The 24,820-nt window shown below is 61.8% G+C and carries 21 protein-coding genes; 6 read left to right on the top strand and 15 right to left on the bottom strand.

Going from position 1 to position 24,820, the window contains the following annotated elements:
- Window positions 1-24: 24 nt before the first annotated feature.
- The 7 genes from POF45_RS12590 to POF45_RS12560 form a co-directional block, all read right to left on the bottom strand.
- On the bottom strand, window positions 25-1,182 hold the full coding sequence (locus POF45_RS12590) for a glutathionylspermidine synthase family protein (protein ID WP_282315797.1): 1,158 nt from the start codon (window positions 1,180-1,182) through the stop codon (window positions 25-27).
- A gap of 12 nt (window positions 1,183-1,194) precedes the next feature.
- The gene (locus POF45_RS12585) at window positions 1,195-1,923 is read right to left on the bottom strand and encodes a DUF1190 domain-containing protein (protein ID WP_259496951.1); all 729 of its coding nucleotides are present in this window, start codon (window positions 1,921-1,923) and stop codon (window positions 1,195-1,197) included.
- A gap of 19 nt (window positions 1,924-1,942) precedes the next feature.
- On the bottom strand, window positions 1,943-2,371 hold the full coding sequence (locus POF45_RS12580; RefSeq protein ID WP_259496950.1) for a DUF350 domain-containing protein: 429 nt from the start codon (window positions 2,369-2,371) through the stop codon (window positions 1,943-1,945).
- 16 nt (window positions 2,372-2,387) lie between these two features.
- Window positions 2,388-3,038 (bottom strand): YjfK family protein, encoded by a 651-nt coding sequence (locus POF45_RS12575; RefSeq protein WP_259496949.1) that lies wholly within the window; start codon window positions 3,036-3,038, stop codon window positions 2,388-2,390.
- A gap of 159 nt (window positions 3,039-3,197) precedes the next feature.
- A complete protein-coding gene (locus tag POF45_RS12570) occupies window positions 3,198-3,896 on the bottom strand; it encodes a PspA/IM30 family protein (protein WP_259496948.1) in 699 nt (232 codons plus the stop codon).
- 22 nt (window positions 3,897-3,918) lie between these two features.
- The gene (locus tag POF45_RS12565) at window positions 3,919-4,608 is read right to left on the bottom strand and encodes a YjfI family protein (RefSeq protein ID WP_409077907.1); all 690 of its coding nucleotides are present in this window, start codon (window positions 4,606-4,608) and stop codon (window positions 3,919-3,921) included.
- Between the two features lie 249 nt (window positions 4,609-4,857).
- Window positions 4,858-5,412: a cysteine hydrolase family protein gene (locus POF45_RS12560; protein WP_282315796.1), complete on the bottom strand. Its 555-nt coding sequence runs from the start codon at window positions 5,410-5,412 to the stop codon at window positions 4,858-4,860.
- Between the two features lie 101 nt (window positions 5,413-5,513).
- Here POF45_RS12560 and POF45_RS12555 point away from each other — a divergent pair, with 101 nt between their 5' ends.
- The 3 genes from POF45_RS12555 (at window position 5,514) to POF45_RS12545 (ending at window position 8,609) form a co-directional block, all read left to right on the top strand.
- The gene (locus POF45_RS12555; RefSeq protein ID WP_282315795.1) at window positions 5,514-6,509 is read left to right on the top strand and encodes a GlxA family transcriptional regulator; all 996 of its coding nucleotides are present in this window, start codon (window positions 5,514-5,516) and stop codon (window positions 6,507-6,509) included.
- Window positions 6,510-6,751: 242 nt separating this feature from the next.
- Window positions 6,752-7,861, top strand: a complete 1,110-nt coding sequence (locus POF45_RS12550) for a DUF3182 family protein (RefSeq protein WP_282315794.1) — start codon at window positions 6,752-6,754, stop codon at window positions 7,859-7,861.
- Complete coding sequence (locus tag POF45_RS12545) at window positions 7,851-8,609, top strand: alpha/beta hydrolase family protein (RefSeq protein ID WP_259496942.1); 759 nt, start codon at window positions 7,851-7,853, stop codon at window positions 8,607-8,609. The genes POF45_RS12550 and POF45_RS12545 overlap by 11 nt, the downstream gene beginning before the upstream one ends.
- 141 nt (window positions 8,610-8,750) lie before the next feature.
- On the opposite strand, the gene POF45_RS12540 is transcribed toward POF45_RS12545, so the two are convergent.
- The 5 genes from POF45_RS12540 to POF45_RS12520 all read right to left on the bottom strand — a co-directional run bounded on the left by POF45_RS12540 (window position 8,751) and on the right by POF45_RS12520 (window position 14,055).
- Window positions 8,751-9,737: a lysylphosphatidylglycerol synthase domain-containing protein gene (locus POF45_RS12540; RefSeq protein WP_282315793.1), complete on the bottom strand. Its 987-nt coding sequence runs from the start codon at window positions 9,735-9,737 to the stop codon at window positions 8,751-8,753.
- Window positions 9,724-11,013: a cardiolipin synthase ClsB gene (gene clsB / locus POF45_RS12535; RefSeq protein WP_282315792.1), complete on the bottom strand. Its 1,290-nt coding sequence runs from the start codon at window positions 11,011-11,013 to the stop codon at window positions 9,724-9,726. The genes POF45_RS12540 and clsB overlap by 14 nt, the downstream gene beginning before the upstream one ends.
- Window positions 11,010-11,798, bottom strand: coding sequence for an endonuclease/exonuclease/phosphatase family protein (locus tag POF45_RS12530; protein WP_282315790.1), 789 nt, complete (start codon window positions 11,796-11,798; stop codon window positions 11,010-11,012). Before POF45_RS12530 ends, clsB begins: the two co-directional genes overlap by 4 nt.
- Entirely contained in the window at window positions 11,795-12,721 is a 927-nt protein-coding gene (locus POF45_RS12525) for a DUF72 domain-containing protein (RefSeq protein WP_282315789.1), read from the bottom strand. Before POF45_RS12525 ends, POF45_RS12530 begins: the two co-directional genes overlap by 4 nt.
- Before the next feature lie 131 nt (window positions 12,722-12,852).
- Window positions 12,853-14,055 carry an MFS transporter gene (locus POF45_RS12520; RefSeq protein WP_259496937.1) on the bottom strand — a complete coding sequence of 401 codons (1,203 nt, stop codon included), beginning with the start codon at window positions 14,053-14,055 and terminating at the stop codon, window positions 12,853-12,855.
- A 314-nt stretch (window positions 14,056-14,369) separates the two neighbouring features.
- Here POF45_RS12520 and POF45_RS12515 point away from each other — a divergent pair, with 314 nt between their 5' ends.
- On the top strand, window positions 14,370-16,505 hold the full coding sequence (locus tag POF45_RS12515) for a mechanosensitive ion channel family protein (protein ID WP_259496935.1): 2,136 nt from the start codon (window positions 14,370-14,372) through the stop codon (window positions 16,503-16,505).
- A gap of 116 nt (window positions 16,506-16,621) precedes the next feature.
- On the opposite strand, the gene POF45_RS12510 is transcribed toward POF45_RS12515, so the two are convergent.
- Entirely contained in the window at window positions 16,622-20,932 is a 4,311-nt protein-coding gene (locus tag POF45_RS12510; RefSeq protein ID WP_282315788.1) for a DEAD/DEAH box helicase, read from the bottom strand.
- Window positions 20,933-21,332: 400 nt separating this feature from the next.
- On the opposite strand from POF45_RS12510, the gene POF45_RS12505 reads away from it, so the two are divergent.
- Together POF45_RS12505 and POF45_RS12500 are read left to right on the top strand one after the other, a co-directional pair.
- Entirely contained in the window at window positions 21,333-22,217 is an 885-nt protein-coding gene (locus POF45_RS12505) for an NAD(P)-dependent oxidoreductase (RefSeq protein WP_259496933.1), read from the top strand.
- Window positions 22,210-23,139 (top strand): NAD-dependent epimerase/dehydratase family protein, encoded by a 930-nt coding sequence (locus POF45_RS12500; RefSeq protein WP_259496932.1) that lies wholly within the window; start codon window positions 22,210-22,212, stop codon window positions 23,137-23,139. Before POF45_RS12505 ends, POF45_RS12500 begins: the two co-directional genes overlap by 8 nt.
- 232 nt (window positions 23,140-23,371) lie before the next feature.
- Here the strand turns inward: POF45_RS12500 and POF45_RS12495 are convergent, their stop codons facing one another.
- Window positions 23,372-24,070: an OmpW/AlkL family protein gene (locus tag POF45_RS12495; protein WP_259496931.1), complete on the bottom strand. Its 699-nt coding sequence runs from the start codon at window positions 24,068-24,070 to the stop codon at window positions 23,372-23,374.
- Window positions 24,071-24,303: 233 nt separating this feature from the next.
- Window positions 24,304-24,816 (bottom strand): DUF3299 domain-containing protein, encoded by a 513-nt coding sequence (locus tag POF45_RS12490; RefSeq protein WP_409077906.1) that lies wholly within the window; start codon window positions 24,814-24,816, stop codon window positions 24,304-24,306.
- Between the last annotated feature and the right edge of the window lie 4 nt (window positions 24,817-24,820).

The following is a 24,820-nucleotide window of genomic DNA, read 5'->3' as shown; positions in this document are numbered from 1 at the left end:
CTTTTTTGTGGGCGAGTGAAGGGGTCAATCAAGAATCAGATGCGGCAAGAACCGGCTCGAATCCTTGGTGATCAGACTGTTGTCCTCGCGCACACCAATTCCCGCGGCCTGATCGCCGATGACCCAGGATCCCACCAAGGTGAAACTCTCGCCAAACTGCGGCAACGGCGCAAATTCCTGAAGGATGAACGGCGCATCGGTGTAGGGGCCGTCCTCTTTTACGGTCAGACCTTCAGTGGTTTGCAACTCGATGTTGGCGCCTTCCCGGGAGAAGAACGGTTTGCGTACCCAGCCTTTGGGCACGGCCTTGTGGATGTCTGGGTCAAGATGTGCCGCCAGCAGGTTTGGATGCCCCTTGTTGAACTCCCACAGTAACGGCAGGATGCCTTTGTTGGAGAGGATGGCCTTCCACGCCGGCTCAAAAAACTGCGTGTCGCACTGCGCAATCGCCGCACCGAAGGGCTCCTGGAAAATGAATTCCCAGGCGTGCAGTTTGAACAGATGTGGAATCCAGCGTTCTTCAAGGTCGACGAAACGGCCTTCGCTATTGAGGCCGATGTCCTCGATGTCGATGTGCCGTGATTCGATGCCGACTTTTTCCGCGATCAGGCGCAAGTAGTCGGTGGTGGCCTTGTCTTCGACCGAGTCCTTTATCGATGAAAAGTAGAACGGCTTCTTCAGTTGCAGTTCGGCGAAGGCCTGGTGCAGCTTGGTGTCGATGCTGTTGAACTGGTCCGCATCCCTGGGCAACAGGCCCCGTTCGATGCATTGCTCCAGCCAGCCCCATTGGAACGCTGCTGCCTCGTAAAGGCTGGTGGGCGTGTCGTAGTTGAGTTCCAGCAGCTTGGCCGGCCCCTGACCGTTGTAGGAAAAATCCATGCGCCCGTACAGATGCGGATGGCCTTCGCGCCAGGAGGTACAGATCATGTCGAAGAACACTGGGGGGATGCTCAGGCGCTCCAGCAGTTGCTCGCTCTGCACCACGCGGGCGACCAGATCCATGCACATCTCGTGGATGTCCGTAGTCGGGTCTTCCAGATCGTTCTCGATCTGCTTGAGCGTGAACTGGTAATACGCGCTCTCGTCCCAATAGGGTTCGCCATCAATGGTGTGGAACACAAAGCCGAGGCTTTCGGCAGTCTGTCTCCAGTCGTGACGTTCGGCGCAGATTATTTTCTTCATGGCACGCCTTCCTTAACTGCTCGAACCGCCAAAACTCCGGCCCGATCCGCCCCAGCCACTTCGTGCGCTGGCCTGACTACCGAAACCGCCACGGGAGGTGGACGAGGCGATGGACACCGGCTTGCTGCCCGACTTGAAGGTTGAGGTGCTGTAGCCCGAGCCGTACTTCGCCTGGTTGGACCGGTTGAAGGTGGAGCCCGTCGATACCCGTTGGCCGAGCGTCGAAGAGCCGTAGTTACCGCGATCATCCCGGTAGCGATAGACCGGTTGCGAGTAATAGCTGTTGCGGTTGTTGCTGAGCATGTTGCCGATCAGCAGTCCGGTCAGCAGGCTGCTACCGGAAAAGCCCGAGCCGCCGTTGGTGGTTTCGGAAGCGGGCAATTGCGCCTTGGCGGCGTCCACCTGGGATTGCGTGACCTCGCCGTCAGCTGTCAGCTCAAAGCCACCCAACTTGGGCAGAAACTTGCCCGCAGAATCCTGCTGGCACCAGCCGGCGACAAAGTCGGCGTCGCAATCGTCCTGGCTGTCGTACACCGGGGCGATACGACGGTGTTCGGCCATGGCGGTCATGTAGGCCTCGGAGCAAACGTCCACCGGGAGTTTTTCATCGGCGCACTGCTGGACCGACTGGAAGTTGTATTTTTTCTGTACCGAGTAGGTTTTTTCCGTTGGCCCGCAGCCGGATATCGCCATGGCGACCGACGCTGCCAGCGAGAGCTGAACGTACTTGCTTCGTTTCATTACAGGCTCCGTGGCGCAATCAGTTCGTTGACGGGGTCATGCACGCGGCATTGAACATGCCGACGCTGATGGCCACCGCTGCCACGTAGATACCGGCGGCGATTTCACCGTTGCGAATGCGCTCGGACGTGCCTTTGAGTACCAGGCTGCTCATCAGGAAACCAAGCAGTTGCACCACGGCGGCAATCACCGCCCAGACAATGAAGTCCAGCACATTGACCGAGTAGGCGATCACGTTGCTGGCCGGGATTGCGAAACCGATGATGGCGCCCGACAAGGCAATGGCTGCGGCGATGTTGCCGGAGCGAATCAGCTCGAACTCCTTGTGTGGAGTGATGCGGGTGTAGACGAACTGGAACAGCGCAAACACCGCGATGGCGCCGATCAGATAGACAACAAAGCCGAGTACCGCGGCTTTGTTCAGCGAAATCGAGAGCGTTTCAAGCATGGCAAACTTCCTTGTATCAAATAGTGTTCAGGTCGGTGGTGTACAGCGAAATGCCCAGCGATGTGCTCAGGCTGATGACGCCTTCTGCGTCCTGTTCCACGGAAAACAGCAGCAGCTCCCGGCGATTGGTCAGGCCGGTTTCCCGTGCATACAGCATCGAGCGATGCTCGATGCTGTAGGACTCGCCTGGATTACGCACGTATTCCGTCAGCGGGACCAGCTCGGTTTGACCGCGTTCGGTGCCCCATTCGCGGCTGTATTCGATGCCGTTGAGGGTGTAGACGGGCAGGCCGATCTGGCTCTGAGGGCCGGCCAGACGGCGCAGTTCGTCTTCACTGTTGATGGTCACGTAACTGAGGTAGTTGAACAGGATCACCGATTCGACCTGGCCATTGACGTCGCCGGTGGTGTGCACCTGCAGCCAGTAGTCTTCGTCGTTCATGTAATAGCGCGACAGCCAGTTCGACTGCCCGAGATCAACCTTGCCCTGGCTCCAGATTTCCTGGGAACCGGGCACGGTGACGGTGCTTTTGCCGTCGAGCAGCAGCCTCAGGGAGCCGTCAAACATGACGCCTTTGCCCGTGGCCAGACCCAGCGGGCCGATGTCCGCCGCAGGCGTGACGACGGCCGGAGCTTCGAGCCCCATCAATTGTTTAAACCATCCCATTGACCATTTCCTTGAGGCGGGTGACGGCAGATATTGAACACTGAACCCATTGTGGGAGCGAGCCTGCTCGCGAAGGCGGAGTGTCAGTCACTGGAAAATCCGGCTGAAACTGCGCCTTCGCGAGCAGGCTCGCTCCCACAGGATTACGCTGCTCGCTGTTTACTCAGCCGACTGCTTCTTCAGGCGTTCCAGAATCGCATTGGCGCTGCCTTGATTCGGCGTGATGCCTGCGTCGCGCAGTTTGCGATCCAGATCATTACCGCTGGAGGCGTCGGCGATTTCGTCGCTGGCTTCCAGCTCGGCCGCGCGTTGCTGCTGCTTGGCTTGCAGGCGGTTCAATGTACCGACCGCTGTTTCCAGCTTGCCGTTGGCACCGCCGCTGGCGATGGAAGCGCTGACCTGGGCTTTCTGCACGCTTTCACGCGCCTTGGCCATGTCCACTTGCTGGCGCAGGCTCTTGATGCGGCTTTCGGCTTTGTTGATGTCCTTGCGCATCTTGTCGGCGTAGGCACCGAACTCGTTGCTCTGGGTTTCTTCAGCCGTCAGGTCGTTGGTCAGGGTCGAAATGGCTTCGGCCACTTCCAGCGCCAGGTCTTCACGGCCGGCCTGGATCGCGGCCAGGGCCTTGGATTCCAGGTCCTGAATCTTGGCGTGGTATTCGGCCACGCGATCAGCGGACAGCTTGTGCTTGGCCATGATGGTGACCAGCTCGCGGCGGGCGTTGGCCAGGGCGCTGTCGGCGTCGCGAATTTCCTGATCGAGGATGCGCAGGGCCTGTTGATCGACGATTGCTTCGCCGACTTCATTGGCGCCGCCGCGCAGTGCAGTGAACAACTTGCTCCAGATGGACTGACTCATTGAATTTTCCTTGTTCCCGAAATTATTTGAAGAAGTGTTCGAAGGCTTCGCTGGCGCGATGGACGTTGTCGACCAGGGTTTTGACCTCGGTCACTACGTTGGTCAGGCTGGAGTCGGAACTCAGCGCGCCGAACATGTTGTAGACGGTTTGCCCGTTCGGCATGGACTCGATACCGATCGACGACAGCGGGAACAGTTCGCGGCTGCGCAGCACGGCTTCATTGAAGGTGCGCACGTCGGTGATCGATTCGATGTCCACCAGCACGGTGTCGACGATGATCTGATCGCCAACCACTGCGATGTAAATCGGCAAGCCGCCGAAGTCGTTCATTTCCAGCTTGATGCTGGATTCGGAGCCTTGGACCAGGGACAGGGTGATGTCTTTGGACGCCACCTCTTCCAGTGCCTGAAGGGCGGTGAACAGGCGGTCGATGTTCCAGTTGTTACCTGCGCTCATGTAATTCTCCGACATGATTGAGCCAGCCTTGATCGGCTGGCGTAGCTGTTTCTCCATCTGCTTGAGCAGGCTTCGGTTTTCGGGCAGCACCCAAGCCTCGTGTTTCACATAGCCGGCAGCACTGAGCCCCGCGCGCATCTGCTTCATGTAGAAGCTCGACGGTTTTTTCACGGGTGGTTTCGAGCGCTCTCCTTGTTGGCTCTTTGAGGCGGTGGCGGATTCGAGCGGCGAACCCGGGGGAGAGCGGCTTTTCATCGTAGTGACTCCGTTATGAAAATCTCACGCGTGGTGGACACTACAGCGAATGTTTGCAGCGCTCAATAGCTCACGCGTGAGATTTTTGTGACGGAAACAAGACCGTCAGCCAGCAAGACCTGCAATCCACTGTGGGAGCGAGCCTGCTCGCGAAGAGGGAGTGTCAGCGATGAATCTGGTTGCTGACATTACGCCTTCACGAGCAGGTTCGCTCCCACAGGGATGTTTGTGTTCTTCCAGGGTTTTAACTTACCGCTGACTCGCCAAAAACTCCTGTGCGGACACCACGCTCGCATACGCGAAACCCAGCGACGACATGAATGCTGCATGCACCAGCGCCGCCGGCACCGTCATACCGTTGAATTCCAGGTCGCGGGTGGCGCAAGCGTCATGAATCACGGTCACGGTATAGCCAAAGTCGGCGGCAGCGCGGGTGACGCCGTCGACGCACATGTGGCTCATGCTGCCGACGATCACCAGATGCTCGATGCGCTGTTCGTCGAGGATGGCTTTGAGATCGGTTTCGCGAAACGCATTGACGAAGTGTTTGAGCACCACGGGTTCGTCGGCGCGATTAACGACCTTGGGGTGCAACTTCGCGCCCTCTGAACCGGGGGTAAAAAACGGTGCATCATCGGACGTGAATTCGTGGCGGATGTGCACCACCGGATCACCGGCTTCGCGGAACGCCTGAATGATCCGCACGGCGTTGTCGGCGGCGGCATCGGCGCCTGCCAGCGGCCACTTGCCGTGGGGGAAGTAGTCGTTCTGGATATCGACTACGATGACTGCTTGCCTGGCCATGGGTGTTTCCTCGAAGTGCTGTTGGGTGTGCAAGCAAGTATCGGGTTCGACGGGCCGTCCGAGGATTGGCCGCACCGACAATAGACGGGGGAAAACTGACAATGGGTGTAGAAAGGGCAATCGTCGAACTGGCCGTGCTGATTTATCCGGGCGCACAGATGGCGGCGGTGCACGGCTTGACGGACTTGTTCGGCGTGGCTGAGCGCATTGCTGCCGAACATCAGGCGCAGCAGTTGCCGTCGCTGCGTGTCAGCCATTGGCAAGCGGACGGCGATCAGTTGCCGGTGCGGGTCTACGACAGTCATCCCGGCCCTGATGTGGGGCTGATCGCAGTGTTGATTCCGCCCTCGATTGGCGGGTTTTCCCAAGCCCAGGCGCCTCAGGGGCTGCTGCGCTGGCTGCGTCAGCAGCACGCGGGTGGCGCGACACTCGGTGGCGTTTGCGTGGGGTCGATTCTGCTGGCGGAAAGCGGTTTGCTCAATGGGCGTAGCGCGACCACGCACTGGACGTCCGCCAAAGCCTTCGCCGAGCGTTATCCGGCGATCAGGCTCAAGGCGGATGTGCCGATTGTCGACGACGGCGACCTGATCACCACGGCAGGGCTGATGGCCTGGTCGGAACTGGGTCTGCGCCTGGTCGACCGCTTGCTCGGACCGAGCATTGCCACTGCCACGGCGCGCTTTCTGGTGGTGGAGCACAGTGACAGCGCCAGCGAGTGCGGCAGCAACTTTGCACCGATTCTCAGCCACGGCGATGCGGCGATTCTCAAGGTCCAGCACTGGCTGCAAGCTAATGGGGCGACCGATGTGTCGCTGACCGCCATGGCCGAGCGGGCAGGATTGGAAGAACGCACGTTTTTGCGCCGGTTCCGTGCGGCAACCGGGCTGAAGCCGACCGAGTATTGTCAGCACCTGCGAGTCGGCAAGGCCCGGGAAATGCTTGAGTTCACCAACGGCACCATCGACCACATTGCCTGGACGGTCGGCTATCAGGACGCGAGCGCATTCCGCGCCACCTTCCGGAAAATCACCGGGCTGGCGCCGAGCGATTACCGGACGCGGTTCGGAGTGACACCGCCGGCGGCCGGGCCACGATAATTCCTGACATCCCAAAAAACCTTGTAGGAGCGGCGGTGCGACGATTCCACATGAGCCCGCATCAGTCTTTAAATCGTGCAAAGTGCCGGGTCTGAGCGGGCATTCGTGCAGAATCAAACAGGCCCCATGCCATCACCCATTCAGCAACTCGCTGATATCAAAGTCATTTCCCCACACCCCCGACTGGCCTGATCCCTGCACCCCTCACACCACATCCATCAAGCGCAGATTGAGGGGGACGCATGACCCCGACAAATCGCAAAAAGCTGGTACTTGCCCATTCCGTGCGTCCCGACGCACCGTTGCACGAAGTCGAAACCAATCGTGCGCTGGCCCGTTGGCTGGCGCAGATTCTGGGGCTCAAGTACGGCGGAAGCTTCGACCCGTTGATGCACAGCAGTCGCGATCTTTACCTGTTGCCGACCCAGACGCTGGTCGGCGCAGAGGCCGCCGGACAATTGGGAATCAAGGGCCCGCAAGACCTGTGGGGCGGCTACGTCGAACACGATTTCATTGCCACCAAAGCCATCAGCCACGGCTTACGCAATCACTACGCCTACGCACCGCAAGGCTGGTCACCCTTATTCTCCGAACGGGTGCGCAACGTGGTGCTGGACGGCCTGAGCGTGTTTTCCCTGGAGGACGCGCGACCGGCCGCCGAACACTTGCTGTACACCGGCCCGATCCGCCTCAAGCCAATCCACGCCTGCGCCGGTCGCGGGCAGCAGGTGATCGGCAGCCTTGACGCATTCGACGCCATTCTCGCCCGGCCCGACGCCGGACAATTGTTTACCGACGGCGTAGTGTTGGAACAGGAGCTGGACCAGGTCATCACCCACAGCGTCGGCCAGTCGTTTATCGGCGATTACGTGTTCAGTTACTGCGGTGAGCAATACTTGACCGAAGACGGTCAGGGCGAGCAGGTCTACGGCGGTTCGAACCTGCAAGCGGTGCGTGGTGGCTACGCGCAGTTGCTGGCGCTGGAGTTGCCCGACGATGTGCGCCTGGCCATTGAACAGGCACAGGTGTTCGACAGTGCTGCCGACGAAGCCTATCCCGGCTTTTATGCCTCGCGGCGCAATTACGACATCGCTCAAGGCCTGGACAGCGATGGCCAGCAGCGCAGCGGCGTACTCGAACAGTCGTGGCGCATGGGCGGTGCCAGCAGTGCCGAAGTGGCGGCGTTGCAGAGTTTCGTCAACGACCCCGGCATGCGTGCGATACGCGTGTCGTCGGTAGAAACCTACCTCGATCAGCCGCTGCCGGCTGACGCCATTGAGGTGTATCGCGGCCCGGCTGAAAACAGCGACTTTCTTCTCAAGTACGTGACGGTCAAATCCTATGACGGCTAGAAGCGAAAGCATTCAAATCGACATCGACGACGAACAGATGAGCGGGACTTTTCTCAGCCCCAAATCGAAAGTCCCCGGCGTGCTGTTTGTGCACGGTTGGGGCGGTAGTCAGGAACGAGACCTGGAACGGGCCAAGGGCATCGCCGGTCTTGGTTGTGTGTGCCTGACCTTCGACCTGCGCGGGCATACCGGCGGGACGGGACTTTCACTGTCCCGCGTGACCCGTGACGACAACCTGCGGGATCTGCTCGCGGCCTATGACCGCCTGCTCTCGCACCCGGCCATCGATACGTCGGCCGTCGCGGTGGTGGGCACCAGTTATGGCGGGTACCTGGCGGCGATCCTGACCTCGCTGCGTCCGGTGCGCTGGCTGGGACTGCGGGTGCCGGCGCTGTATCGCGACGAGCAATGGCACACCGCCAAACGTGATCTGGACAAGGCTGACCTGCGCGATTACCGCAGCACGCTGGTGCACGCCGACAGCAACCGCGCGTTGCACGCCTGTGCACATTTCACTGGCGACGTGTTGCTGGTCGAGTCCGAGACTGACGACCATGTGCCGCATGCCACGATCATGAGTTACCGCGCGGCGTGTCAGCACACGCATTCGCTGACTCACCGCATCATTGATGGCGCCGATCATGCACTGACTGACCCAGTGGCACAGCAGGCTTATACCTCGATCCTGGTGGACTGGATTACAGAGATGGTGGTGGGGGAGCGGTTGAGCATTATTCAATCGAGCTGATAGGGGCGGTGACTTTAAGGCCGCCATCGCGAGCGAGCTCGCTCCCACATTTTTCGGTATCGGTTGCGAAATTTGCGTACACCCCGATCCCCTGCGGGAGCGAGCTTGCTCGCGATGGCGGCATCAGCTACAGCACATACCTCAAGAAGGCTTCTTCTCTATCCGCAACGCCTTCGCCTTGGCCTCCACCAGCAGATACATCACCAGCGTAATCAACAACGGCAAGATGAAATAGATCGCCCGGTACGCCAGCAACCCCGCCACCAGACTCCCGCGCGACGCCTCATGTTGCAGCAGCGCCACGAACACCGCCTCCAGCACCCCGAGCCCCGCCGGGATGTGGGTGATGACCCCGGCAATCGCGCTGATCAACAACACCCCGAGCACCAGCGGATAATCCAGCTTGCTCGGCAACAAGGTGAAAATCACGGCCGCCATCAACGACCAGTTCAACGCCCCGAGGGCCAGTTGCAACACCGCCATGCGCACTGACGGCAGGTTGATTTCAACCCCACGTATCGCCCATTCCCGTCGCCTGGAAAATCGGCACGCTGCCAGATAACCCGCACTGATCAGCAGCAGCAACACGCCCACGGCCTGCAACGCCGCGCTGCTCAGTTTCCAGCCTGGCGGCATTGTCACCAGAGCGCTGCTGAACACCGCGCCGGCAATCACCATGTAGCCAAACCAGTTGGTGGCCAGGCTCAGCCCGAGGATCTTCGCGATGTTGCCTTTGCTTACCCCCAGCCGTGAATACAGCCGATAACGCATGGCGATGCCGCCGACCCAGGCACTGAGGTTGAGGTTGAAGGCGTAGCTGATCACGCCTACTGGCAGGATCTGTCGCCACGTCAGGTCCTGGCGGATGTAGGTGCGGCCGATCAGGTCGAAGCAGGCGTACACCAGAAAACTCGACAGCGTCAGCAGCGACGCAATGACCAGCGTGCGCACCTTGAAATCCGCCAGGGTGTCGAACACCTCGTTCCATTCGATACGCCGGGCGAGCAGCGTGAACAGTACGATCAGCGCCAGAAAGAACAACACTGTCAGCGGCTTTTTCCAGCGGCTCCAACGAGACGTGCGCGGATGCCCGGCCGGGGCTGCCGATTGGGCATCAGGGCGGCTCATGGTGATCGCTCGCGGCGGGATGAGTGAAGGGTTTGAGGCGCGGCTTGTGTGCCGGCAGCCACCCGGCCCAGGCCGGAAAGTGCCGCAGGAAGTGAAACACCAGAAAGCCGACGGTCATGTGCCAGATCCGCCCGCGCGGCGATGTGTCCGTCGCCATCGCCTTGCAGTGGTTGTTGCTCAGGTCTTCGAGGCGTTCGAACAGCAGGCGGTTGAACGCCCGGTCGCGGATCAGCACATTGGCTTCCAGGTTCAGCGACAGGCTCAGCGGGTCGAGGTTGCTGGAGCCGACCGTGCACCAGTCCTCGTCCACCAGCGCCACTTTGCCGTGCAGCGGGCGCTGGCAATATTCGTGAATCTGCACACCTGACTTGAGCAGGTAGTCGTAGGTCATGCGCGCCGCGAGCTTGGCCACCAGCATGTCCGGCTGGCCTTGCAGGATCAGCCGCACCTGCACGCCACGACGCGCTGCGTTACGGATCTCGCGCAGCAGCAGATAACCCGGAAAGAAATACGCGTTGGCGATCACCACCCGCCGCTGCGCACTGCGCAACACTTGCCGATAAACCTCTTCGATGTCGCCGCTGTGATCACCGTTATCGCGATACACCAGACGCACCTGACCGTCGTGATCATTGAACGCCAGCTGCGAACGGCGTTGGCGCCGACGTTGCCACCAGTATCGGGCGCGGGCCGGGCGACCGCTTTGCAGCAGGGCGAAATGATGAATGTCGGCGACCGCCGGGCCCTGTATTTCGACCGCGTAATCCTGCTTGGCCTGGGCACCGAAATCGGCCAGATGATCGCCGGAAAAGTTGATCCCGCCGACGAACGCAATCGTGCCGTCTATCACCACGATCTTGCGGTGCAGGCGGCGGAACCAGTTGGTGCGGATGCCCAGGTGTCGCGGCGCCGGGTCGAAGATTTGCAGGTGCACGCCGGCTTCGCTGAGGGCGGCGAGATAACCGGTGCTCAATTCGCCACAGCCGAAGCCGTCGAGGCTGACCGTGGTGCGTACCCCGCGCCGGGCGGCGTCGATGAGGATTTGCTGCAGCTCGTTGCCGACCTTGTCCTCGAAGATGATGAAGGTCTCCAGCAGGATTTCGCTCTGGGCCGCCCGCAACGCCTCGAATACCCTGGGGAAATACGCTTCGCCGTTTTCCAGTAGCTCGACCCGGTTGTTGCCCTGCCAGCCGTACTCGACATCGACCACACCGGGCTCGCGGACCGGTGCGGTGGTAGACAGGTGCTCGACCGCGGCTTTCGGTGCGCTGCTCATAATTCGATCTCCACCGACAGCGGTGCATGGTCGGACAGGTGGGACCAGGGGCGAGCAGCCAACACTGTCGGACGGCTGGCCTTGAGGTTGCGCACGTAGATGCGGTCAAGGCGCAATGCCGGCCAACGGGCCGGAAACGTGCGGGCGGGTTTACCCAGATGTTCGGCAAACACCTCGCGCAAACCGCTGGGTTCGAGCAGCGCATCGGCGCGCTGGCGCCAGTCGTTGAAGTCGCCGGCGACGATCACCGGCGCATCGTGCGGCAGTTCTGCCAGGCGTTGGCTCAACAGTTCAAGCTGGTCGCGGCGATGACCTTCGTGCAAGCCCAGGTGCACGCAAATCGCATGCACTTCAGGGCCCTCGCCCGGCAGGCGCAGCACGCAATGCAACAGACCACGGTTCTCATGGCCGCTGATGGAGACGTCGAGGTTGTCGTGGCGGATGATCTGGAATTTCGACAGCAGCGCATTGCCGTGATCGCCCGCCGGGTAGACCGCGTTGCGTCCGTAGGCGAATTGCGGCCACAGGGTGTCGGCGAGGAATTCGTACTGCGGCATCGTCGGCCAGTTGCTGTAGCGCTGGGGATGATGTTCGTGGGCGCCATGGACTTCCTGCAAAAACACCACATCGGCGGACACGCTGCGCACTGCTTCACGCAACTCCGGCAGGATGAAACGCCGGTTGAGTGGGGTGAACCCCTTGTGGGTGTTGATCGTCAGCACCGTGAAGCGCCGCACGCGGTCGAGATTCGCTGTCAGTTCCTGCGGCTGCTCGGCGATGTTCATGGCAATACCCCGTCGGCGGCGGGTTCGCCGGGGCGGGTGGCCAGGTCTTTGGCGAGGTCGAAACGCTCCAGCAGACTGCGCGCATCAAAAGGCGCCCGGACTTTGATGTCGTTATCGAAGTAGCAGAACACCTCGCGGGACTTTCTTACACGGGGTTTTAGCCGAGGGGCGATCAGGTGCGCGTCGGCGGGTTGCCGGCCGTGGTGCCAGGCGTCAATCCGGTCGCCCCAGTTTTTCAGCGCTTGCGGGGTATAGCCGCTGGCATAGAGCTGTTCGGCGCCGTGCAGGCGCAAGTAGACGAAATCACTGGTGATGTCTTCGCGGTAGGGCCATTTGCCGGCGGTGTCGGCAATCACAAGGGCGATGTTGTAGCGCTTGAGCAGGCGAACGAAGGCTGGATCGACAAAACTTTCGTGACGGATTTCCACGGCATGGCGCAGCGGCTTTTTGCGGTAGGCGGTCATGCTGGCGCGGCCGTTCAGACGCGGCTCGTGTTGGCGGGCGAGGGCGGCGGCCTGTTCGGTGGTGTGCGGCAATTGTTCGAGAAAACGTTCAAACAGCTCGGCGTCGAATTTGAAACTGGGCGGGAACTGCCAGAGGATCGGGCCGAGCTTTTCCTTGAGCTCCAGCACCCCGGAGGCGAAAAAATTGGCCAGCGGCTTGTGGATATCTTTCAGGCGTCTGATATGGGTGATGTAGCGCGGCGCTTTCACGCTGAAGACGAAGTCGGCGGGCGTCTCGCTGTACCACTGGGCATAGCGTTCGGGACGTTGCAGGGCGTAGAACGAACCATTGATCTCAATGCTGTTGACCGCCCGCGAAGCGAATTGCAATTCGCGCTTTTGCACCAGCCCCTTGGGGTAAAAGCCCCCGCGCCAAGGGGTATAACGCCAGCCGGAAATACCGATATGAATCACCGCCATGCCTCCTCCCCGTCGAAAGACCCTCTTGCCGCCCGTGTCTTTTGCTGACTGTGGGGCGGTCAAGAAAGTTTCGATGGGGCTACAGACGGCACATTCTGTTAGAAACACCACAAATCAAATGTGGGGTTAGGTTAGTGTCCGGCGACGACGCGGTTCGAGCTGTTGGCATACACCGGCCCCAACCGGTCCAGCCGCCCACTCCACGCCGTCAGCGCCAGCGCCACCAGCACCACCAGGCCACCGATCCACGCGGTATGGATCAGCCCCATGTGCGCAACGATCAAGCCGCCACCCCACGCGCCACCGGCAATGCCGAGGTTGAAGGCCGCGATGTTCAGACCCGAGGCCACGTCCACCGCATTCGGCGTGTGATGCTCAGCCTGACGCACCACATACACCTGCAATCCCGGCACGTTGCCGAACGCGACCGCACCCCAGACCAGCACGGTGGCAAGGGCCAACCATGGATTGCCGGCGGTGAAGGTCAACACGAACAACACGGCGGCGAGCAGGGCGAAGATAATTTTCAGGGCACTGATCGGGCCGCGTTTGTCCGCCAGTTTGCCGCCCCAGATATTGCCGACGGCCACAGACACACCGTACACCAGCAGCACCAGGCTGACGGTGCCGGCGCTGAAGCCGGAAATGTCCTGAAGGATCGGCGCAAGGAAGGTGAAGGCAATGAACGAGCCGCCGTAACCGACCGCCGTCATCGCATACACCAGCAGCAGACGCGGCTGCTTGAGCACCTGCAATTGCTGCAACAGCGACGCCGGTTTGCTGTGGGCAATGTTCTTCGGCACGTAGAGCAGGCTGCCGATGAACGCAATCACGCCCAGGGCCGACACGGCGAGGAACGTCTCGCGCCAGCCGAAATGCTGGCCGATAAATGTGCCCAACGGCACGCCGGTCACCAATGCCACGGTGAGGCCGGTGAACATGATCGCAATCGCGCTGGCGGCTTTTTCCTTCGGCACCAGGCTGGTGGCGATGGTCGAGCCAATCGAGAAAAACACCCCGTGGGCCAGGCCGGTGACGATCCGCGCCAGCACCAGCGATTCGTAGCTCGGCGCTTTCCAGGCCAGCAGGTTGCCGAGGGTGAACAGCACCATCAGTGACAACAGCAGCAATTTGCGCGGGACTTTGCCGGTCAGGGCGGTCAACACCGGGGCGCCAATGGCGACGCCCAGTGCATAAAGGCTGACCAGCAGCCCGGCGGACGGCAGGCTGACGCCAAGGTCGGCGCCGATGGTGGGTAACAGGCCAACGATGACGAACTCGGTCGTCCCGATGGCAAAGGCGCTGAGGGTCAGCGCCAGCAAGGCAATGGGCATGGCTGCAACTCCGGGTGAGTGATTGATGGAGCGCAGTGTCGGGGTTTGACCGGGGCGGAAAAATACAGGGGTGGGCATTTGATATTTGCGTGCAGGGCAAATATCGACGAAGGAACACACAAACCCAATGTGGGGGCGAGCCTGCTCGCGAAAGCGTTGCTTCAGACACATCAGTGCCGGATGTGCCGCCATTTTCGCGAACAAGTTCGCTTCCACAGGGATCTACCCGTGTCGGTTATCTCAAGGTCAAAAGCGAACTTGCCCGCCATTTGCCGATCAGTTCCTTACAGACCCTGTTGAAGGAGATCGGCGTTTTGCTCAAGTTCAAGACCGCGATACTGCTGGGGGCGCTGCTGATAATGGGCAGCACCGTGTTGCAAGCCGCCACGCTGCCGGGCATTCCCGCAGCGGCCACCGCCCAGGCGCCGGCCAAGCCCGAGCCGCTGGTGCAGGGCGGCCTGCTCGGGGCCATCAGCTCCAGCATCGACGACGTCCAGGACAAGCTGGACCTCAACGACAACCTGGTCGACGCCTGGCGCCTGCGGGCCGACCGGGCCGCCGACGAAGTCGATAAACTGGTCAATCAACCCTCGGCCCGCTCCGGCTGGAGCGTGACCGGCGACTTCCTGATGCTGTCTGGCGTCTGGCTTGGCACCTTCGCCTTGCTCACCGTGCTGGGTGGTCTTGCCGCCGGTCGCCTGATCCAGGGCCGTTGGCTGCGAACCCGCCAGCGCAGCCAGGACCTGCTTGGCTACCTGATGCCGTACGCGCTGCCGGCATTGGCTTCGCTGCCACTGACGCTTTACGTCAGCCACTTTCTCGAAGCCTCGGCGGGCCGCGCACTGGCGCTGTGTTTTGCCTACGCCACCAGCAGCGGCATTTTCTCGACCTCGATGCTGCTGTGCGTGATCGTCATGTTCAACACCGGGCACAAGCGCCCGGCGGTGAAGATCATCCGCGACTACTGCCCAAAACCGCTGTTCCTGATCGGCTTTCTCGCTGCCCTCAGCGATGCCCTGACCAGCCCGCAGATCGCCCGCCAACTGGGCGGCAACATCACCAGTAGCGTGGCGGTGTTCACCGGTCTGTTCGCCTCGATCATTTTCGGTCTGCTGGTGATTCGCCTGCGGCGCCCGGTGGCGCACCTGATCCGCAACCGGCCTTTGGCCCAGCGCCTGAAACAGCCGTCGTTGCAGGAATCGCTGCGGATTTTTTCCGGGCTCTGGTATTGGCCGATCCTGTTGATGGTGATGGTGTCGGCGATCAACCTGATCGGCGTCGGCGAGGACAATCAAAAGGCCCTGCGCTGCGCTTTGCTCACCACCGTGCTACTGATCGCCACGGTGTTTCTCAGCACGATTTTCCAGCACCTGTTCAAGTCCCGCAAAGCCGAAGCGATCCAGCGCAGCAGTGCTTACAAAGAGCGCTTCCTGAGTTTGCTGCATGCGCTGTTGCGGATCGTCATGGCCGTGGCGTTCATCGAAATTCTCGGGCGGATCTGGGGTGTGTCGCTGCTCGAATTCGCCGAGCAAAACTCCATCGGCCGGGCGATCAGTGATTCGCTGAGCCGCATCGGTTTGATCTTCCTGGTGACCTGGCTGTTCTGGGTGGTGCTCGACACCGCTATTCAGGAAGCGCTGAAGCCGCCGGTCAGCAAACGCTCGGCGCGCCAGCCCAGCACCCGGATAAAAACCATCCTGCCACTGCTGCGCAACGCGATCAAAATCATCCTGGTGGTGATCTGCGCAATCACCACCATGGCCAATCTGGGAATCAACGTTGCGCCGCTGCTGGCCGGTGCCGGGGTGGTCGGCCTGGCCATCGGTTTCGGCTCACAGCAATTGGTGCAGGACGTGATTACCGGGCTGTTCATCATCATCGAAGACACCCTGTCGATTGGCGATTGGGTGGTGCTCGATTCCGGCCATGCGGGCACGGTCGAAGGCCTGACCATCCGCACCCTGCGCCTGCGCGACGGCAAGGGTTTTGTGCATTCGGTACCGTTTGGCCAGATCAAGGCGGTGACCAACCAATCGCGGCAATTTGCCTATGCGTTCTTCTCGGTGCAGTTCACCTACGACACCGATGTCGACAAGGCCATCGAACTGATTCGCGAAGCCGGGGATTCGATCCGCGATGACGTTTTCCTCAAGTACAACCTGCAAGGGCCGCTGGATGTGTTTGGGGTGGACAAGATGGACCTTAACGGCGTGACGCTGACGGCGCAGTTCCGCACCGTGTCCGGTGGGCAATATGCGGTGAGCCGGGCGTTCAACCAGCGGCTGAAAAAGCTTGTGGATAACAGCCCATGGGTGCATTTCGCGCAGACTTATCCACAGCAGGTTTTGTTGCCCAAGCGGCAGGTGGATGAGGTGGATGAGGTGGACGATGATGGGCCGGTGCCGGAGCATGGGTCGGTGTTGTTGCCGGATCAGCCGAGAACCCAATGATGAGTGTTGATGCTGATGGCTTCTTCGCGAGCAAGCTCGCTCTCACATTTGATCTCCAGTGTTCACAAATCACTGTGGGAGCGAGCCTGCTCGCGAAGGGGCTGATCCAGACACCATCAATGCCTGATCAGTTTGCTGTGCAATTCAGCACTGGCCAGTTGATCCAACTCCCCCCAAAAAACCTGCTTGCCCGCAATCTCCGCCGCCGCCGGCACGCCATCGCGATACACCAAGCGATTCCCTGCCAGCGCCGGCACTTTCGCCCCGGGCAACAATGTCCCGGCCAGGTTCAGTGGATCCACCCCGCACACCGCCACCAGACTCCCGTCATGCGGCCGCCGTCGCACTTCGCGCAGCAACGGAATCGCCTCGGGCAAGGCAAATTGCTCACCCGCCAAACCACTGACAAACCGCCCGCCACGAATCTCGCCCCGTGCTTCCAGGCGGTGGAACGTGCGCAGCAACTCGCGCCAGCTCGGCAGCCAGTCCGCTTCGCGCTCCAGCAAACGCCAGAACACCACGCCGTAGCGGCGCAGCAAGGTCAGGGCGATGTGTTCCAGGGTGTCGCTCGGTGTCGCTGCCGGGCGCTTGTTTTCCACCACCGCCACCGGTGCGCCACGGCGCAGCAAGGCCCAGCGCCCGGCATCGTCCATGCCGCCGACAAACGCCCCGCGCCCGCGTCGGCTGCTGCGTTGCTGGCGTTTGCTGGCCGGGGTGATCAGTGCACGCAGGCCGGCGAAGCTGTCGGCGTTCACCAGCCCCGCGCCCACCAGTTCCTGCAAGGCGATTTCCAGTTCGGCGCGCAGCAGATGGGCTTCATGGGTCAATTCGTCGAAAAACAACGCCCCGTGTTCGATGAGCGCGGCGTGGACTTTTTGCGTCTTGGGCGACAGCTCGCTGACCGGGGTCTGTTCGCTAAGGCTGCTCCACAACCGGACCTGACTGCGGGGCAACAATAGAATCGGCGTGCTGCCTGTGGCGGCGCCTTTATTGCCGGTGCTCTGGCGCGTCCACACCAGTTTGCCGCTGCGGCACAGCTCATCCAGCCAACTCGCCGAATAGCCCTTGAGCCGCGTCGGCAGCAGGTCGCTGTCCCAGGCCGAAGCGGCGGCGGGGTAGCCTTCGAACTGGGCGACGATGGCCGGCAACACGGCGCTGCCCTGACCCTGAGTGGCTGTGGACAAATGCTGCCAGTCGAACAGAAAGCGCATGAAATCCTGCAACGCGACCGGTTCGATTTCCCGCCGCAGACGCTTGACCGTGTAGCGATGAATCCGCGCCAGCAGGTGCCGTTCGCACCATTCCTCAACGCTGGCACCGGGCGTGAACTGGCCGCGCAGCACATAGCCCTCGCGCTCCAGATGCGCCAATGCCTGAGTGACATCGGCTACCGGCAGACCCAGCGGTTCGGCAATCGCGTTGAGCGGCAGCGGCCCAAACGCGCTGAGCCGCGCACGAATCACCTCCAGCCCGGCTTCATCCGGTACCCAGGCTTCATCGAAGCCGGGCAGCGCTTGCAGCGCTGGCAGCAACGTCGCCTGTGGATAAAGGGCGCGCAGGCAGGTCAGCCGTTCCAGCGCCAGCCACAGCGATTGTTCGGCATTGATCTGCAAACGGCTGGCGCGGCCGCCGTCGGCCAAAGCATGGAGCCAGTCGAGCCAGTGCGGATTGGCCTGGGCTTCTGCATCAGTGATGCACGCCAGGCTCATCAGCGCCTCGTGCATTTCATCGACGCTGGTCGGCGCTGGCCAGGCTTCGTCGCGTACCGCGTGAATGGCTTCGGCATCCAGCGCGCCGAGGTCGTCGGTGGACTGCGGGTCGCTCCAACGGCGATTGAGCACCGCCTGGGTACGGCGTTCTTCCAGCGGCGCGTCATCGAGAAAGGTGTAGGGCCGGGCGCTGAGAATTTCTGCCGCCAAGGGCGAGGGCGCCGGCAGGTCGCGGCTGATCAGGCGCACCTCGCCATTTTCCATGCGCCGTAACAGCGCCAGCCAGCCCTCGGCGTCCATGGCTTCGTGCAGACAGTCGTCGAGGGTCTGTTCCACCAGCGGATGCTCGGGCACTTCCCGTTCGCCGGCGAGGTTTTCCACGCAGGCGATCTGATCAGGAAACACGCTGGCAATCAGGTCTTCGCTTTTCATGCGCTGGATCTGCGGCGCGACTTTACGGCCCCCGGTATAACGCGGCAACGCCAGCGCCACCCCGGCATTCCAGCGCCAGCGCACGCCAAACAGAGGCGCCTCGAGCACCGCCTGAATCAGCATGTGCTCGGCGCTGTTGCTGTGCAGGTAGCGCCAGACCTCGTCCAGTTCGAAGCTGTGGCTGGTGGACAGCGACAACACGATCGCGTCTTCGCTGGCGGCCGCCTGCAATTCGAAATTGAAGGTGCGACAGAAGCGCTTGCGCAGGGCCAAACCCCAGGCACGGTTGATGCGGCTGCCGAACGGTGTGTGGATGATCAGTTGCGTGCCGCCGGACTCGTCGAAAAACCGCTCCATCAGCAGCGTGTCTTGCGACGGCAGGGCGCCCAGGGTCAGGCGGGCACGGGCCAGGTAATCCACCAGTTGCTCGGCGCTGGCCAGGTTCAGGCCGAGGGTGGCGGTCAGCCAGTCGAGGCTGGGCTGCAAGTTGCCGGGCGTGGCGCCGAGCAGGTCGTCGAGTTGTGCTTGCAGCCGCGCCACGGCAAACGACAACTCGGCGCTGCGCCCCGGTGCTTCGCCGAGCCAGAACGGGATGGTCGGCGGCTGGCCCTGAGCGTCCTCGACCCGCACCTTGCCGCTGTCGACCCGCAGGATGCGGTACGAGGTATTGCCCAGTTGGAACACGTCCCCGGCGATGCTTTCCACGGCGAAGTCTTCGTTGACGCTGCCGATGTTCAGCCCTTGCGGCTCCAGCAATACGCTGTAGTCGGCGTTGTCCGGGATCGTGCCGCCGCTGGTCACGGCGGTCAGTTTGCTGCCTCGGCGCCCACGCAGGGTGCGGGTCACGGCGTCGCGGTGCAGGTAGGCGCTACGGATGCCCTGGCGACCGTTATAGCCCTCGGCGAGCATCTGCAGCAGCGCCTGATAGTGTTTTTCGTCGAGTGCGGCGTAGGGTGAGGCTCGGCGAAATATCTCCAGCAGCGCCTGCTCCTGCCATTCCTGGCAGCTGACTTCGGCAATGATCTGCTGCGCCAGCACGTCCAGCGGCGCTACGGGGATCAGCAAGGTGTCGAGTTCCCCCCGGCGCACGCAGTCGAGCAGGGCGGCGCATTCGATCAGGTCATCACGGGTGGTGGCGAACAGGCGGCCCTTGGGCGTGCCGCCGACCTGGTGCCCGGAGCGGCCGACCCGTTGCAGAAAGCCGGCAATCGAGCGTGGCGAGGCAATCTGGCACACCAGGTCGACATCGCCGATATCGATCCCCAGCTCCAGCGAGGCGGTAGCAATCAGCACCTGCAACTCGCCGCGCTTGAGCCGCTGTTCGGCGTCCAGGCGAAACTCCTTGGCCAGGCTGCCGTGGTGCGCGGCCACCGCGTCCTTGCCCAGGCGTTCGCTCAGGTGCCGGCTCAGGCGTTCGGCCAGACGGCGGGTGTTGACGAAAATCAGCGTGGTGCGGTGTTCACGGGCGAGGGCGGCGAGGCGGTCGTAGACCAATTCCCAGACATCGTTGGCCATCACCGCCGACAACGGCACCGGCGGCACTTCGATGCCCAGGTCCCGTGGCCGGGCGTGGCCGATGTCGATGATCTCGCAGGGGCGGTCGCGGCCCACCAGAAAACGCGACACTGCTTCGATGGGTTTTTGCGTGGCGGACAGGCCGATGCGCATCAGCGGTTCTGCGCACAACGCCTGCAACCGCTCCAGGCTCAGGGCCAGGTGGCTGCCGCGCTTGCTGGCGGCGATGGCGTGGATTTCGTCGACGATCACCGTGCGCGTGGTCTTGAGCATCTGCCGCCCGGAATCGGAGCCGAGCAGCACGTATAGGGATTCCGGGGTGGTCACCAGAATATGCGGCGCCGTCTTGCGCATCGCCGAGCGGTCTTTTTGCGGGGTATCGCCGGTGCGCACGGCGGTGCTGATCTGCAATTCGGGCAGGCCCATGAGGCGCAACTGTTCGGTGATGCCGGCCAGCGGGTTTTGCAGGTTGATCTGGATGTCGTTGGACAGCGCCTTGAGCGGCGAGACGTAGACCACCAGCGTTTCGTTCGGTAGATGGCCGCCATTGTCCAGGCCACGGTGGACCAGATCGTCGATCACGGCGAGGAATGCGGTCAGGGTTTTGCCGGAGCCAGTGGGCGCGGCGATCAGGGTCGACCGATGCTGGCGGATCAACGGCCACGCCCGGGCTTGGGCGGCGGTGACCGTCGGGAAGGTGTTGCTGAACCAGGCGCTGACGGCAGGGTGGAAGCCAGCCAGGGCAGCGTCCATGGGGATGGGCAGATTCATGGAGTAATTTATGCGGGCGGGGTGGGGAAGATGCAAGTACCGCTTGGGAGCTGCGTCGATCCTTATGGCCCTATCGCGAGCAAGCTCGCTCCCACATTGGATTTGTGTATGCCGCAGATCCCTTATGGGAGCGGGCTTGCTCGCGAAGAGGCCGGTACAGACAATGCAAGTCTCTGGTATTCCCCCATTGGACGTGAGCACGCCGCAGATCCCTTGTGGGAGCGAGCCTGCTCGCGAAGAGGCCAGTAGCAGCAACACAAATCCCCGGTATCTACACTTTACGGATGACGGTTGCGCACTAAACCCGCAAAATGCAACGATTCCGGCATCTATCGACGACATCGCCAGTGTGCGCTGTCGATACAGCCATCGTTCCAATCAGACTGGGCCTGCTGACTCTATGCGAATGCGCCTTATGTTACTGGGCGGCGGAAATGCCCTTGGGCAGGCGCTGATTCGCCTCGGTGCGGAGGAAGACATCGGCTTCCTCGCCCCCCGCCCGCCGCAAGACGGCTGGGACGCCGCGAGCCTGACGCAACTGCTCGACGACACCCGCCCGGACGCGCTGATCAACCTTGCCTACTATTTCGACTGGTTTCAGGCGGAGACGGTCAGCGAGTCGCGCCTGGCAAGCCAGGAGCGCGCGGTCGAGCGTCTGGCCGAACTGTGCCAGCATCACAACATCGTCCTGCTGCAGCCTTCCAGCTACCGCGTGTTCGATGGCTCGCGGGCCACCGCCTACAGCGAAAAAGACGAGCCGGTGCCGCTGGGTCTACGCGGTCAGGCCTTGTGGCGGATCGAGCAAAGCGTGCGCGCCACTTGTCCGCAGCATGTGTTGTTGCGCTTCGGCTGGTTGCTCGATGACAGCCCCGACGGCACGCTTGGGCGTTTCCTTGCCCGCGCCGAAACGCCTGAAGAACTGCTGATGGCTGATGATCGACGCGGCAACCCGACGCCGGTGGACGACGCGGCGCGGGTGATCATTTCGGTGCTCAAGCAACTCGATTGCGCGGCGCCGCTGTGGGGCACTTATCACTATGCCGGGCACGAGGCGACCACGCCGCTGGCTCTCGGGCAGGCGATTCTCACCGAGGCACGCAATCTGCACGAGCTGGCCATCGAAGCGCCGACCGCCCAGGCGCACGCCGCGCGGCCCGACGCTGGCGAAGAGCCGCAACACGCGGTGCTGGCCTGCAAGAAAATTCTGCACACTTTCGGGATCAAGCCCCGCGCCTGGCGCGCCGCGCTCCCGGGCTTACTGGATAGGTTTTATCGTCATGGCTGAAGGCCCTGTTTTCATCACCGGCGGTGCCGGTTTCATTGGCTCGCACCTGACGGATGCGTTGCTTGCCGCGGGCCACTCGGTGCGCATTCTTGATGATCTGTCCACCGGCAAACGCAGCAACCTGCCGCTGGACAACCCCAAGGTCGAACTGATTGTCGGCGACGTCGCCGATGCCGCGCTGGTAGCCCGTTCGATGATCGGTTGCAGCGCCGTGGCGCATATGGCCGCCGTGGCCTCGGTGCAGGCGTCGGTGGACGACCCGGTCAAGACGCACCAAAGCAACTTCATCGGTTCGCTGAATGTCTGCGAAGCCATGCGCCAGGCCGGCGTGAAGCGCGTGTTGTTCGCCTCCAGCGCCGCGGTGTATGGCAACAATGGCGAAGGCGAGTCCATCGACGAAGACACGCCCAAGGCACCATTGACGCCCTATGCGTCGGACAAACTGGCTGGCGAGTACTACTTTGATTTCTACCGCCGCCAGCATGGGCTGGAGCCGGTGGTTTTCCGCTTTTTCAACATCTTCGGCCCGCGCCAGGATCCGTCCTCGCCGTACTCCGGGGTCATCAGTATTTTCAGCGAGCGCGCACAAAATGGCCTGCCGATCACCGTGTTTGGTGACGGCGAGCAGACCCGCGATTTTGTCTACGTTGAAGATCTGGTCGACTTGCTGGTGCAAGCCATCGAGAAACCCGAGGTGGAAGTCGGCGCGGTGAATGTCGGCTGGAATCAGGCCACGACGCTCAAGCAAATGCTCGAAGCGTTGGGCGAAGTGGTCGGCGAGTTGCCGCCCGTGAGTTATGGTCCGGCGCGCTCCGGCGACATTCGCCATTCACGGGCCAACAACCGGCGTTTGCTGGAGCGCTTCACCTACCCGGCGCAGACGCCGATGCGGGTCGGCCTGGCGCGGTTGCTGGGTCGCTGAGTTTTTCGCAGCTACAAGAAAGGCGCCTGTTGCGGCGCCTTTTTTGTGGCTGGCATTCTAGCGTTGGCCGACCCGGTCCCCTGTGGCAAGGGAGCTTGCTCCCGCTCGACTGCGCAGCAGTCGCAACCCAGTCAAAGTGGTGTGCCAGATGAATCGCGGTGGCAGGTTTTGGGTCTGCTTCGCAGCCCAGCGGGAGCAAGCTCCCTTGCCACACATGCCAGTCAGGTTTTTCTTAGAACTTGTAACCCAGACCCACCATGTACACGAATGGATCCACGCCCACATCCACCTTGGCCCGGGTGCCCGGTGCCACGGCATCGTTTTCCACGGTGGCGCGAGTGTCGATGTCGATGTAGCGCATCTGGGCGTTGAGCATGATGTTGTCGGTCAGCATGTAGTCTGCACCGACCTGGAAGGCCAGCCCCCAGGAATTTTTCGCCTTGAAGTTGCTGAACCCGGCGGATTTGGCTTCGCTGCTGAGGTTCTCGTCGTAGATCCAGGTGTAGTTGATACCGGCACCGACATACGGCTGGAACGGGGATTTGTTGTCGAGCGGGTAGTACACGACGCTCAGGGTCGGCGGCAGGTGCTTCAAGGTGCCGAGCTTGCCGTTGGCCGCGCCCAGGCCGGTGCCTTTGAGGTTCACGTCATGCTCGAACGGCGAGGCCGCCAGCAACTCGATCCCGATGTTGTTGGTGAGCATGTAGGCGAAGTTCAGGCCCAGCTGTGTGTCGTTGTCCATGGTGGCCTTGCCACCCAGGTTGGTGCCGGCCAACGGGCCTTGATCAACCTTGACACTGGAGCTGCTGGCTTTCGGGGCGACGGTGATCGCACCGGCACGAACAATGATGTCGCCGGCGTCGAAGGCATGGGCGAGCGGGGCTGCGAGCGCGAGGGCAAACAACGAAGCGCTGAGCAAGGACTTGTGCATGGGGGCTCCAAAAGGACATTAAAAATAGTTGATGTCCTAATGGTAAGTAGCCAACTGATACGGTCTTTTGATTCAGCTCAATGAAACAGTGATGGTCCTTGTTTTTGTGGAACTTTGGTGGCCCTTCGCGAGCAGGCTCGCTCCCACAGGGGAGTTGTGTTGAGGCACAGATCCAGTGTGGGAGCGAGCCTGCTCGCGAAGGCAATCAATCAGACGACACAGCATTCCCGGTTTCACTCCGGCAATTCATACACATAAATCTTGTCGGCATTCATCTGATACCCGGCATCCGCCAGCTCGCTGGTGGACGCCTTGACCTGCATCGCGCCCTCGATCCAGTACGGCTGATACAGCTCGTCCAGCTTCACCCCGACCTTGCTTTTGACGTACACGATCTGGTTCGACGGCGGTGGCGGCACATGGATGCAGGCGCCGAAATACGGCACCAGCAGAAACTCCGTGGTCCGGCCTTCCTCGCTCACTTCCAGTGGCACGATGTAACCCGGCAGGCGGATATGGCGCCCATCGAGGCTCTTCACCACCGGCGCATTGGGCAGATCCTGTTTGGCTGCCGGCGCGGATTCCATCACGCTGCCCATCTGCGACAAGTCGTGCAGCGGCTTCATGTTCGGCACTTCCGGCGGGGCGTTTGGCGGAATCATTTCCTGCCAGGTCAATTCCGCAGGCTCGGCGGCCCACAGCGGCAGGGCGACCAGCATCAACAGCGCAAGCAGGGCGCGGGGCATGTTC

The organism is Pseudomonas fungipugnans, from assembly GCF_029955235.1.
GTDB lineage: Bacteria > Pseudomonadota > Gammaproteobacteria > Pseudomonadales > Pseudomonadaceae > Aquipseudomonas > Aquipseudomonas fungipugnans.
The sequence above is the reverse complement of the archived record's forward strand: the minus strand, read 5'-3'. Positions and strand labels throughout refer to the sequence as shown.